The organism is Glutamicibacter sp. JL.03c (assembly GCF_025854375.1).
GTDB lineage: Bacteria > Actinomycetota > Actinomycetes > Actinomycetales > Micrococcaceae > Glutamicibacter.
This window is the reverse complement of sequence record NZ_CP107575.1, coordinates 1,465,591-1,478,816: the sequence shown is the minus strand read 5'-3', so window position 1 is coordinate 1,478,816 and position 13,226 is coordinate 1,465,591. Positions and strand designations below refer to the sequence as shown.

The 13,226-nt window shown below is 50.6% G+C and carries 10 protein-coding genes; 3 read left to right on the top strand and 7 right to left on the bottom strand.

The window, feature by feature from the left end:
- Window positions 1-20: 20 nt before the first annotated feature.
- From galE to OF385_RS06740, 3 genes are all read right to left on the bottom strand, one after another.
- A complete protein-coding gene (gene galE / locus OF385_RS06750; RefSeq protein WP_264277575.1) occupies window positions 21-1,109 on the bottom strand; it encodes a UDP-glucose 4-epimerase GalE in 1,089 nt (362 codons plus the stop codon).
- A gap of 75 nt (window positions 1,110-1,184) precedes the next feature.
- Window positions 1,185-2,279: a branched-chain amino acid aminotransferase gene (locus OF385_RS06745; RefSeq protein ID WP_264277574.1), complete on the bottom strand. Its 1,095-nt coding sequence runs from the start codon at window positions 2,277-2,279 to the stop codon at window positions 1,185-1,187.
- 114 nt (window positions 2,280-2,393) lie between these two features.
- Window positions 2,394-3,452, bottom strand: coding sequence for a 3-isopropylmalate dehydrogenase (locus tag OF385_RS06740; protein WP_264277573.1), 1,059 nt, complete (start codon window positions 3,450-3,452; stop codon window positions 2,394-2,396).
- Window positions 3,453-3,634: 182 nt separating this feature from the next.
- Here OF385_RS06740 and OF385_RS06735 point away from each other — a divergent pair, with 182 nt between their 5' ends.
- Together OF385_RS06735 and OF385_RS06730 are read left to right on the top strand one after the other, a co-directional pair.
- Window positions 3,635-4,867, top strand: coding sequence for a sensor histidine kinase (locus OF385_RS06735; protein ID WP_264277572.1), 1,233 nt, complete (start codon window positions 3,635-3,637; stop codon window positions 4,865-4,867).
- A 6-nt stretch (window positions 4,868-4,873) separates the two neighbouring features.
- Window positions 4,874-5,566, top strand: coding sequence for a response regulator (locus tag OF385_RS06730; protein WP_264277571.1), 693 nt, complete (start codon window positions 4,874-4,876; stop codon window positions 5,564-5,566).
- Between the two features lie 99 nt (window positions 5,567-5,665).
- Here the strand turns inward: OF385_RS06730 and metG are convergent, their stop codons facing one another.
- The 4 genes from metG to OF385_RS06710 form a co-directional block, all read right to left on the bottom strand.
- Entirely contained in the window at window positions 5,666-7,216 is a 1,551-nt protein-coding gene (gene metG, locus OF385_RS06725) for a methionine--tRNA ligase (RefSeq protein WP_264277570.1), read from the bottom strand.
- Between the two features lie 57 nt (window positions 7,217-7,273).
- Window positions 7,274-8,278 (bottom strand): NYN domain-containing protein, encoded by a 1,005-nt coding sequence (locus OF385_RS06720; RefSeq protein ID WP_264277569.1) that lies wholly within the window; start codon window positions 8,276-8,278, stop codon window positions 7,274-7,276.
- 28 nt (window positions 8,279-8,306) lie between these two features.
- Window positions 8,307-9,797: a glycosyltransferase gene (locus OF385_RS06715; RefSeq protein WP_264277568.1), complete on the bottom strand. Its 1,491-nt coding sequence runs from the start codon at window positions 9,795-9,797 to the stop codon at window positions 8,307-8,309.
- A 90-nt stretch (window positions 9,798-9,887) separates the two neighbouring features.
- Window positions 9,888-11,570 (bottom strand): Stealth CR1 domain-containing protein, encoded by a 1,683-nt coding sequence (locus OF385_RS06710; RefSeq protein WP_264277567.1) that lies wholly within the window; start codon window positions 11,568-11,570, stop codon window positions 9,888-9,890.
- A 392-nt stretch (window positions 11,571-11,962) separates the two neighbouring features.
- Between OF385_RS06710 and OF385_RS06705 the strand changes: the two genes are divergently transcribed.
- Window positions 11,963-13,171 carry a polysaccharide pyruvyl transferase family protein gene (locus OF385_RS06705; protein ID WP_264277566.1) on the top strand — a complete coding sequence of 403 codons (1,209 nt, stop codon included), beginning with the start codon at window positions 11,963-11,965 and terminating at the stop codon, window positions 13,169-13,171.
- Window positions 13,172-13,226 lie beyond the last annotated feature (55 nt).

Below are 13,226 nucleotides of genomic sequence, written 5' to 3'. Positions count from 1 at the left end.
TTGATTATTTCTCTTGTCTACTATTCTTTGACGATTGATGCGCGGGCCCCGCGAATGAATTCGTTAATTTCTTCTTCAGAAATTCCGTCAAGATCATAATCCGGGTATCCGGCAGGGTTTTTGGACTGCCATTCCCACATATCTCGGGCCATTTCCTCAACGCCGCGTTCGGCCTTCCAACCGAGCTCCAGACGAGCTGTGGTTGGATCACCGTAATACTCGGCAATGTCGCCTGGGCGGCGGTCTACCAATTTGTATGGCAACTGACGGCCGCAGGCTCGTGAAAATGCGCCGATGACGTCAAGGACGCTGGTGCCGCTTCCAGTTCCGAGGTTCCACACGTACTGCCCATTGTGGCTATTCAGGAAGTCCAATGCGTCCAGGTGCCCCTGGGCTAGATCCATGACGTGAATGTAGTCGCGTACACCCGTACCGTCATAGGTTGGGTAATCATTGCCGAAGACCTGGACTTCACTTCGGCGCCCAACGGCGACCTGAGCAATAAAAGGCATGAGGTTGTTCGGAATGCCTTGCGGATCCTCGCCGATATTGCCCGATGGATGGGCGCCGACCGGGTTGAAGTAGCGCAAGGTGGCGATGGACCACGAGGAGTCGGAGACTGCAAGGTCTTCAAGGATCTGCTCGTTGTGCAACTTGGTGCGGCCATAGGGGTTTGAGGCATCGCGCTGGGCGCCTTCAACCAGCGGCAATTCGGTGGACTCGGCGTAGACGGTTGCGGAAGAACTGAAGACCAAACGCTTCACGCCGGCCTTTTCCATCGCGGATACCAGGTTCAAGGTACCAACAACATTGTTCTGGTAATAGGAAATCGGCTTCTGTACTGATTCGCCAACAGCCTTCAACCCGCCGAAATGAATTACAGCGTCAGGCTGGGTCTGGCTCAAAACTGAATCCAACCGGTCGCTGTCAAGCAAATCGCCAATGAATAGCTCCGGAGCTGCACCAGACATTTCTCGAACTCGGCGTAATGATTCAGGTGAAGAATTGCTGAGATTATCGAAGACAGAAACCTTGTGGCCAGCTTCGAGCAATAGGAGCACAGCGTGCGAGCCTATGTAGCCTGCACCGCCAGTTACCAGTACGTGCATTTCATTCCTTTTCACATAAAAACGATGGCCCCAGGGCTTAAGCCCCGAGACCATCGTAGTCGCTTACTTTAGCGTCTATGCCAAACGCTCAAGCCAGCCGTGTCGATCTTCAACAGTTCCCAGCTGGATGCCCAGCAGTTCCTCGCGAATGGACATGGTCACTTCACCAGCCGGTGCATTTTCGGCACCAATGAGCTCGTCGCCGTTCTTCAAAACACCGATGGGGGTGATCACTGCCGCGGTACCGCAGGCGAAGACTTCGGTGATATCGCCGGACGCAATACCATCACGCCATTCGTCCAGGGTGATCTTGCGTTCTTCAACTTCGATGCCACGGTCCTTGGCAAGCTGAATAACGGATGAACGGGTAACGCCTTCAAGGATGGTGCCAGTCAATGCAGGGGTAACCAACTTGTTGTCCTTGGTGACAAAGAAAACATTCATGCCGCCTAGTTCTTCAACTGCGTTGTCGTTGAAGGAATCCAGGAACAGAACCTGCTTGCAGCCGTTTTCTTCGGCCTCCAGCTGCGCCACCAACGATGCGGCATAGTTGCCTCCGCACTTGGCTGAACCAGTGCCACCACGTCCCGCACGGGCATAATTCTTCGATACCCAAATAGCTACGGGCTTGAGCTCGCCACCGAAGTAGTTGCCTGCTGGAGAAGCGATGACGCGGTAGGAAACTTCGCGAGCGGCTCGCACACCGAGGAAGGCTTCGGTAGCAATCATGAATGGACGCAAGTACAGGGCTTCGCCGTCTCCGGTTGGCACCCAATCAATGTCAGTGGCCACGAGCTTTTTCAGAGACTCAACAAAGACTTCCTCATCCAGCTGTGGCAGCGCAAGACGCTGGGCAGACTTGTTTAAGCGAGCAGCGTTGGCGCGTGGGCGGAACGTCCACACGGAACCGTCAGCGTGACGGTATGCCTTCAAGCCTTCAAAAATTTCCTGGCCGTAGTGCAGCACCGAAGCAGCTGGATCCATGGCGATTGGCCCATAAGGCTCAATACGGGCGTCATGCCATTCGCCACCCTGGCCGCCTTTGTTGGCGGTCCAGTCAACGACAGTGGTGTGGTCAGTGAAGAAGTCCCCGAAACCAGGGTTAGCCAGAACGCTGGCACGCTCTTGGGCGCTCTTGCGACTCGTTGAAAGATTTTCGGTGAATTCCATCTACCTTGGACTTCCTAGCTCAATAAACAAAGAACGGATGCTCCACGCCAAAGCGGAACACCCGTTCGTGGAAATGCTGCCGATTAACCGGTAATCGGAAACGTCAGTTTCAGCTTATGCCAGTAACGCGACAATTGCATCGCCGATTTCACTCGTGGTGCGATTATCGGTCAATTCTTGACGCGAAGTGATCTCTTTTTCAACAGCTTGCTCAACCGAGCGTGCTTCTTCTGACAATCCGAGATGATCAAGCATCAAGGCCACCGAAAGAATAGCGGCAGTTGGATCCGCTTTCTGCTGCCCAGCGATGTCTGGCGCTGAACCGTGAACGGGCTCAAACATCGATGGGTACGTGCGATCCATGTTGATGTTGCCGCTAGCTGCCAAGCCGATGCCGCCGGTGATTGCGCCAGCCTGGTCGGTCAAGATATCTCCGAAGAGATTGTCCGTGACGATCACATCGAAGCGCGATGGATCAGTTGTCAGGAAAATAGTCGCGGCGTCGACATGGAGGTAGTCGTGAGTGACTTCAGGGAATTCCACTGCTACTGCCTCTACCGTGCGCTTCCACAAGTGACCGGCGTGCACCAGGACATTGTGCTTGTGCACCAGCGTGACATGCTTGCGTTCACGCTCTGAGGCGCGACGGAATGCATCACGGACAACACGCTCGACGCCATAGGCCGTGTTGACCGATACCTCGGTGGCAATTTCATGCGAGGTGCCGGTACGGACTGAACCGCCATTGCCTACATATGGGCCTTCAGTACCTTCGCGCACCACGATGAAGTCGATTGTTCCCGGGTTGGCCAGCGGGCTTTCGATACCTGGGTAGAGCTTGGATGGACGCAGGTTCACATAGTGGTCCAGCGAGAAACGGAGCTTCAGGAGCATTTCACGCTCGATGATCCCCGATGGAATGCGGGTGTCGCCCGGTGCCGCACCTACGGCGCCGAAGAGAATCGCATCGTGCTGCTTGATCGAGGCAAGGGTTTCATCCGGAAGAGTCTCGCCGGTTTCCAACCAGTGTTCTGCACCCAGTTTGTAGTTAGTGAGCTTGACGTCTTGCTTGCCACCGTTGGTGACGAATTTCAGAACCTTGACCGCTTCAGCTACAACTTCTGGGCCAATACCGTCGCCCGGAATGACCGCAATATCAATTTCTTTTGCCATGCTTTAACTCTAGCCACCCAAGTCCAACATGTGAGAGTTCATCTCATATTTTGAGAAGAATGTTCCTGCGCGTTTCAGAATTCAAACCTAGGCATGAGGAACAGGACTAGACGAGGTCGATATTCTGGATACTCCGGACGTAGCAACCAGTACACCAATAGTCCGCAGCAAGCTCCACGGAATTGAAGGAAGAATTGATTTTTGCCAATCCCCACCGTCGAATTGACGGTTGGATCCGAGCGAATCCACGACGAATAGACTTCATCACGGGTCTGATCTACACCCTATTCTGCGTGCCCGGAACACTCGGTTTCGCGGGCGCGATGTCAGTCTCTGCGGTGCTTTCAATCTTCGCCATCGCCCTGTTGCAAACCGTCCCCTTGATGGTAAGAAGGCGATACCCCTGGGCAGCGACACTTGTCGTCGCATTCGGCCACATCCTGCAGCTCGGCTTTGACAGCCTCGTGCTGCCATCGCAATTCTCGGTACCCATCATGGTTTACACGATGGCAGTGTACGGAAAGCGCTGGCAGTCCTTCACCGCCCTTGCCCTTGGCCTGACCGGTGCCGTCTTGGCCACATTCAGCATGTTCAACCCCTTCCGCGACGTTTCTGACCCCACGCCGTCGATGACTCTGAACATGTTGGTATCTTTTGTGGGTCTTGCTCTCGTTGTCACCGTCTCGTGGACCTTTGGCGACCTTGCGCGCACTCGACGCTTGGCCATGAAATCACTAAAGGATCATGCCGAACGGCTTGAAAAAGAGCGCGTCATGGAAAGAGCCCTGGCCGCGTCTGATGAACGCAATCATATTGCCAGGGAAATGCACGACATCGTTGCCCACTCGCTATCTGTCATCATCACGCAGGCGAATGGTGCTCGCTATGCAGCGGTCAATGACCCACAGATTGCCATTGATACTCTCAAGACAGTGTCCGACACCGGGCGCGCCTCACTCAAGGAAATGCGCAGACTCCTCGGCGTCCTCCGTAAAGACGAAGAACTTCAGAATCGGCCCTTGCCCGGCCTATCCGACATCTCAGATCTCGTGGAGTTAGCCAAGAATTCAGGCCTGACGGTGCAACTGACCACACACGGTACTCCACGAAAAGAACTGCCTGCTGGGGCTGAGCTCACCGCGTACCGTTGCGTTCAAGAATCACTGACTAATGTGCTCAAGCATGGCGGTGCTAACGCTGTCGCCGGGGTAATCCTCGAATGGACGTTCCGAGGCCTAGAGCTGCAGATCAAAGACGATGGGCGCGGCGCAGGAGCTATCAAGCTAGAAGGCGCCGGCCAGGGGCTGCTCGGCATGAAGGAACGCGTAGCCTTGTACGAGGGAACATGCAACGCTGGCCCACAATCTTCCGGCGGATTCGCCGTCGCCGTATTCATTCCATACTCCGAGGACTGACAACACATGGAAAACGACAACGCCATCAAGGTCGCCTTGGTGGATGACCAACTATTGGTACGCAGCGGCTTTCGCATGCTGATCAACTCTCAAGAAGACATGCAGGTGATTGTTGAAGCGAGCAATGGCCGAGAGGCTATCGCCACTCCCCTGATGAATCAAGCTGACGTCATCCTCATGGATGTGCGAATGCCGGAAATGGATGGCATCGAAGCAACAGAACGCTTGCTTGATCCGTCTAAAACCGCCGCCGAGGGCACAAAGGTCATTGTGCTGACGACGTTCGACATGGATGAGTACGCTTTGAGCGCGATCCAGGCTGGCGCCAGTGGATTCCTTTTGAAAGATGCACCGCCCGAAGAGTTGCTTGAATCGATTCGCACGGTGAATCGTGGCGATGCTGTGATCGCGCCTTCCACCACTCGCCGATTGCTGGATCATATGGCACCACTGCTGAAGAAGGAAAGCGCCCAGGGCAATGAGCAGCTGTCTGTTCTTGTGGATTCATTAACCCGAAGAGAACGCGAGGTCTTCGGCCTTATCGCGCTGGGTCGATCCAATCCTGAAATCGCCGAGGAGCTCTTCCTCTCTGAAGCCACGATCAAGACGCATGTTGGCCACATATTGGCCAAGCTAGACGCCCGGGATCGGGTTCAAGCCGTAGTCATTGCTTACCAGACCGGCGTTGTCAGCCCGTAGACGCAGAGAATCTGTAACGGCTCAAACGAAAGCTGCCGGCCAGGCAGAGAACGCACATTCTCTGCCTGGCCGGCAACTAGCTTACCTAGGTAGCTTCGGCTACTTTTCTTCCTCGTATCGAGGGAACACTGGGGATGGCGCTGGCAACTCGGTGCCTGGAACCAAAGCAGTGTCAAAGTATTCGAAGGTACGGGCCGACCCTTCGCCAACCGCCAAAGAATTCAGCATGGCGGTCATGGCCTGAGGCAGAACCGGTTGCAGAAGCAGTGCGACCTTGCGAACGATTTCGATTGTCACGTAAAGCACCGTGGCCATGCGCTCAGGATCAGTCTTCTTCAGCTTCCAAGGCTCTTGTTCCGCGAAGTACGCATTGGTATCACCCAATACGTGCCAAACGGCTTCCAGAGCTTTGCTGAATTCCTGACGCGAGTATGCGTCCCGGTTGGCTTCTAGAAGCTTCCCGGCAGCATCAAGAATCTGCTGGTCGGCTTCAAGCAACTCACCAGGCGTAGGTACTACCCCGCCGCAGTTCTTGGCGACCATCGACAACGAGCGCTGAGCGAGGTTGCCGAAGTTGTTGGCGAGGTCCCCATTGATACGGGCGACGATGGTCTCGTGGTTATAGCTGCCGTCGGCTCCGAAAGGAACTTCGCGCAGGAAGAAGTACCGGACCTGGTCCAGGCCGTAGCGGTTCACGAAGTCATCAGGCGAAACGGTGTTGCCCAATGACTTGGACATCTTGACACCGTTGTTGTGAAGGAATCCATGGATCATCACGCGCTTCGGCAAGGGAAGCTTGGCGGACATCAGGAATGCAGGCCAGTAGATGGCATGGAACCGTGAAATGTCCTTGCCGATGACGTGAACGTCAGCCGGCCAGTACTTCTGGAATGATGCAGACTCGACATCAGGGAAACCCACGCCGGTGAGGTAATTAGTCAATGCATCTACCCACACGTACATCACGTGCTTTTCATTGCCCGGTACAGGGATACCCCAGTCAAAGGTGGTGCGGGAAATCGAAAGGTCAGTCAGCCCGCCCTCGACAAATCGAACAACCTCATTAAAACGTGAACGAGGCGCACCGAATTCTGGGTTTTCGTTGTAGTACGCGAGAAGCTTGTCCTGGTACTTGGAAAGGCGGAAGAAGTAGGACTCTTCTTCAGTCCAGGTGACTTCGGTGTCGGTTTCGGTGGCGTATCGAATACCGTCCTCGCGGACCTCGGTTTGCTCTTCGGTGTAGAAGGCTTCGTCGCGTACAGAATACCAACCGGCGTACTTATCCAGGTAGATATCGTCGTTGGCCTCCATCCGGCGCCACAGCTCCTGAGCCGCGGCGTGGTGGTCTGCGTCAGTGGTACGGATAAACCGGTCGTAGCTAGTGCCCAATTCATCATTCATCACCTGGAACGCGTCGGAGTTACGCTGGGCCAGCTGAGCCGGAGTGATTCCCAGCTTTTCAGCTGTCTGCATCATCTTCTGACCGTGCTCATCGGTGCCGGTCATGAAGAAAACGTCGTGCCCATCTAGTCGCTTGAAGCGAGCCATGACGTCGGTCGCCACTACTTCGTAAGCGTGGCCGATATGAGGGGTGCCGTTCGGGTAGGAAATGGCAGTGGTGATGTAAAAGGGTTTCTGCTGAGAAGTCACGTTACAAATTTACCTTAGCTCGCGTCAGTTAGAGTTCTTCAAGTCGTTGCTAACTCGTCACATGATCTTTGCTAGATACTCCCAGAAGGCACTACGTAAGGTTCGGCGGATGGTCTGTTGATCAGTCTTCCATTCCCCAAGGACTTGAGCACAGTCTTTCAGCAATGTCCTATCGATTTCAGGTGGCAGTTGCGGCTTATCGGCCATGAGCTCAACGACTTCAGACTGGGTCGTAAATGCAAGCCAAGACTTGGCAACCTTTGCACCGATTTCTTCGGCCACTTTAAGTTCTTGTTGCTCGTAGGCAGCGTTGCCTTTGTAACCCGGCTGCTCGCCACCGCTTGAGTAGATAACTTCGGCGCTGGACACAGTGGAAGTGTGTGTCTTCGCAGTTGTTTTTTGAGCCATTACAGCAGGCGTTGGAGCGAAAGGCTTGGGTGCAATCGAAGTAGGTGCTTCGGTTGGAGCGTTAGCAATAATTGAGGTCTCTTCGGAGTGGCGTTGGTCCCACTCCAAAACTTTAGTAAATGCGCTATCCAACAACTGATTGGGGATGGTTTCGATATAATCGGCAGTTAAAGCCAGATGCTCAGCAACTGATGCGACGCCCAGCCTACTTTCAGACTTGGCTACGCCCAGAAGCACCACTTTCATGCCGAGGTCTTGGGCCTCTTCTACAGCTTCAGCAAGATCATCGTCACCGGATACTAGGTAGGCTATCGAGGCGGACCGATTCCTTGCCACTCCAACTAGGTCCAGAGCCAAACGTAGATCGACGCCTTTTTGCTCACCGTTGTAGGAGATCCGCCCCAAACGCACCTTCACGCCCGGTATCAGTCCGATTCTCTTGTGCTGCTCGGTAAACAGTCCGTCTTTAGATGCGTCATACCAGTAAACACGCAGGTTATTCAGGCCAGTATTCTTCTTCACCGTCTGCACTATGCCGCGCACCAACGACTCATAGTGCGTTGTAAAGGCCGTCCTTAAAGTCGTCCCGGCGGCGCGATGACCACCTAATGAGAGCAAGAATCCGGCATCTATGAATATCGCAGTATAGTTCATTTTCCTTTAACCCTCACTTTAATGCAATCTAATTAGACTCAATTTCAGAAAATAGATATAGCCAACGATTTAAAATCGCATTATCAGATAGATTCTTACTGAACCATTCCATAGCTGACAAGGAAAACTGATCGAGCAATGAGTCGTTTTCAAGCAAGTCAATTACATGGCCAGCCATCTGTTCTATATCTCTATTATTAACCAGAAAACCAGTTTTACTATTGTCGATAAGAGAAGCAGGACCATATTTACAGTCAAAGGACACTACGGGAGTTCCTGAAGACAGTGACTCGGCAATTGTTAGTCCAAATCCTTCGCTTTCAGAGGTAAACATGAATACCTTGGAATTCGCCATTTCCTGGAGCGGCCGATTGGTAGCACCACGCAATTTAACGTTTTGAGAAAGAACGTATTGAGATATCAATCCTTCAATCAGTTCTTGCTCACTACCAGAACCAAATATTTCCAACTTCGCATCTGGCAATTTATCAACAACATGCCTAAAAGCTCTGACGGCATCCCCAACACCTTTCCCCGGTTCTAGCCGAGAAACGAGAACGGCATCGTAGTCGCGATTTCTTGCAGCAATAACCCCGGAAACCGAAGTCCTGATTCGATTGGGGATTACAAAAATAGGAACTTCTACAGAAAATTCATTTTTCAAGTCAGTTGCCTGGCCATCCGTCAGACAAATTATGGAATCAAATTCATTGATTCTATCAAAATAAGCTGAATAGTGACGACGTAGCTTCCCATCGACGTCTCGGTGATTCATGTGAATGATTGGAACCACTCTAAACCTATTACTTTTCATTCTCAAGAACTGCGGTGGAACATTGTTTCCATCACACAAAATCACGTTTTGAGCGGAATCTTTGCACACGATATTTTTAACGAAATCTCTTCTCCAGTCCCAAATACTTTTATAGAATTTAAGGTCACCCTTGTGGGTCCATGACCAGAATCCGATGAATTTACCACTGGTTGGATCTACTTCCTGCCGCAGGTAGCAAAAACCATTTCGGCTCAAATAGCGCTCAGTAGTTAAGGATCCATTCCGAAACGACCGAACAATTACCGGAGATTTTTGCCCGAAATAAAATTCTTCTTTTCTAAGAGTTGAAGACTCGTCAAAAAACTGGATTCGGTTGAGCCGTCGAGACTCAATTGATCTAAAAACTTTGGCCTGTAAAAGTAAGCTATCGTCGAAATATGATTCGATGACTTCTTCCGAGTCATGAGATATATATTGATACGGGAAAGTGATCCTCTCAGGTGTATAGCCCTTTCTGGTAGAATAAAATTTCTCAAAATAGTCATAGGGGTTATGAACATGAACACGTTCATTGAGTTGCCCCTGCTGCTTCTTGGATTCGACATCCTGTCTAAAATTTGGCATAAACTGGTACAAAACAACCGACGCGTCGTTCCCTGCCTCGGCAAGAAGTGAAATCCTATTTAGGACTGCACCAGTAAGGCCTCCTGGCCCGATATCAGGAATGATTGATAAAATCTTCATTAATTTCCTATTTGAGTAACTCACAAAAAACAAGCCTACGGTGACATGATATCACCGTAGGCTTAAAAGAATTCCTGAACTATCTCGATCCTAGAGCTCGAATTCGCTCTTGGCAGGAAGAAGAAGATCAAGAGACTCACGAATGAATCGATCTGTTCTCAAACGCTCTTCGTCAGTTTCGGGCGTCGAGCCATCATTAATGACGATACAATCTTTGTCGCGACGATTGATCATTCGTTTCATTCTGTCCCGGCCACTTTCCGTGGCGGGATCGATATAGTCATATTTGATCTGCCCAGGCACAGCAGAACCTGTAGCCAATGCATAGTTGAAATAGAATGATCCCGAGACTGCGATATCCATCGTGTCTCGGAATTGTGCAGACCTCGTGATTTCGAATGCATCTGGAAATTCAGACTCAGCCTGCTCAACAATTTTCCGGTTCAGTGCACTTGGCGTATGGAAGAACTTTCTCGAGAATAGTTGATACCCTCTAGAATCCAACAATGTTCTAGCATTTTTCGCTGCAATGCTTGAAGCGTTGTCCAACGTTGACACTTCGGTAAATTCAACCATCGCTCGTGAGAAGAAGACCTTAGACAAACCATTGCCGAAGAAGAACGCACCAGGATCAAGAGGCCGTGTCAGGAAAAAATCGTCATTGAAATACAAATAATGATCCGCTAATCCTTTGATTCGGTGCAAATTTGATTCAATAGCGTGTGAGTTGAAGTTTGGCAACCCTACTTCATCGGGCCATATGTCTTCGTGCGAAACGACTTCGACTCGTGGATTATTCATATTCAACCACTTTGGAGTTTGTCCAGCCGAAACGATCCAGATTTTACGAATCCAAGGAGCGAATTGAGCAATCGATCGCAGGCTGTACTTTAATTCGTCATGATCAGCAAACCTAGCATCGGAGACAGCTTCATCGACGAATTCCTCTGCGTCTAGAACGTTCAATGCGCTTGCTTTCTGTGCCTGCCACACATTATCGGAACCGTCGACCCAAGTATAAACAGCGTCTATGGCGAAATCGACTTGAGTCGACAGTGTCTTCATTGCCTTTTCAAGTGAATTATGAAACTCTTCCTGTCGCGAGACTGGGTTTGGCAACAATGTAGCGTTTTCATTCCAGATCGGCGCCACAATTACTTGTTCAATTGTTTCAGAGTAACCATCAGAATCGACGCTTTCATTGGATCCCAACTGAGCCTCGGTCCAAAAGCTTAGGAGAACACCTTGCGATGAGCCAGATCGAAAATTTGATGTTGGACTGAATGCGACGCGTTCATATAGACGTACGGCGTCAAACTTAGTTGTTCCATTGATTTCTCTGACCAGTCTGGGCGCACCAGCAGGTTTACCGTCTTGCTTAATATACTGAAAATACCAATGTGAAAACTCAGGCCTGTTCTTTAAAATTGTTAGCAAACGATTCTGATTAGTCTGAAGAGTATGAATCGTTGACGCAACATTAGCTTTGGTTGGAAATTCCCAATGAATCATTCCCTCCTCTTCCAAAATTTTCTGCATACAAGATCGTGAATCCGCGTGAATTTTGCTGAGGTTTAACTTATGCGTTACTCGGAACAGCATCTGTTCGCCAGAAGCTGGGAGTAGCATGAGATCGGAACGGACGTTCGTTTCACGTAGGCTTTTTAGGGACTTCTTCTTGTTCTGTTTACGGTTTACCTCGTCGATTCGTGATTGAACCTTACGGTTGACCTTGGCACCGAATCGTTTGGCTTTTTTAGCAATTACGTTCACAAAAGTATTCCTTTACCGCCTGTGGTCCATCTAAATCCAAGTCACAGTATTGATCCGCTGACTCAGTTGTTACTGCAGTCAAGGATACCGTGGCGCGGCAGCGGCTGGAAACTTTTCGATTCAGACGTGTTGATATCCTCGATTACATATAGTAAATTTCCGGCTCTGGCTTGGTTCGATATGACGATAAAGGAAATACGAAATTACAAGGGAGTGATCATCTCAGATTACGCCAGCATTGCCGTAGAATGGGATGCGCTCAGGTAAGCGCCGCCTACTTTCTAGTTGCTCATCAGCCTTTGAGGCTCGACAGCTTGATAGTATTCCAAACTCTGACGGGCGACTTCGACCAGAGCAATGTATACACAAGTCACTAGTTTTAGGATTCAATCATGAGAACAAACGAAGCTGCGATGAAAGCTGTCGCTGCACGCTTGGCAAACGATAGTCAAGCAGGTCGCTTGTTTAGCAGATTTGATTCTTCCGAAAATGCTGTGTCCGCGAGAGTTCCAATGATGGGTTCTAACGTCACCGTACGTTCAGTGGCGAACGAAGATGGTAGCTTCACTGTTGGTCTAACTGGTCTTAGTAGTGGCTCGTTGCGTTGGTTGCACGATTTCTTGGTCATCGACACAACGATCACATTCACTTCAGATGGGAAAGAGATTCATGCTTTAGGCATGGATGTTAAATATCAAGACCTAGTAGACATGATGGTGCAAGCAGCCCAACTGGTGTTGTCATTTCGTAGCCAGGAAGAATACGGACACTACCCTCAGACTACGACCGTAAACACCTATTGGTCATCAGGGACTCTCAATTTCGGTGACTGGATTGGCCCTCATCTCCTTAATCACATGACCGGCCGTCAACCTATTCAAGGCAATCGGCAAGGCAACTCAACGCGAATCCTCTACACCGTCGGTTCAGTAGCTGGGTGGTTTAAGCGCAACAACGTTGATGTGTGGGGAAGCGGACTAATCAAGCCATTTACCCACGATGAAGTCTTGGTCCGCAAGCAGCTTAAGGGTGTAAAAATTCATGCGGTAAGAGGAAAGCTGACTCAACAGCATCTTGTTGAATCTATTGGATGGGATGTTCCTGACATTTATGGAGATCCTGCTCTGCTCATGCCCGACATGATTCAGAAACCCTCAACTAAGACTCATAATATTTCTCTGGTTCCTCACTATGTACACCGAGCTCCAGTCTTGGCTGGCAGTGTCGGCTTAGGAGACTGCCAAGTCATCGATGTGAGACAAGACATTCGAAACGTCATACCTGAAATTTCGGCAGGAAATGTTGTTGTTTCATCATCCTTGCATGGGCTTATTACAGCTCAGGCCTACGGAGTGCCCTGGGTCTGGTTGGATGTCGAGGACCAGCAGCTAACGGGCAAGGATTTTAAGTTCAAAGACTTCTTCTCCTGTTTAGAAGGCAACGACATTGCCCGTGTTTCGGTCTCGAAAAGCGACTTGGGTGCTCTGCCCCTTGAGGAAATCGCAAAACAAGCATTGTTACCTTCACTAAATATCGACCTCGACAAACTGCGAAATTCGCTTCCAATTTCGGGCGCTTCTACCCCGCGCACTCAGCCATAAGTGCAATCCCGCATGAAGATTGGCAATCGATATATATTGTGCAAATCTTTGCAAT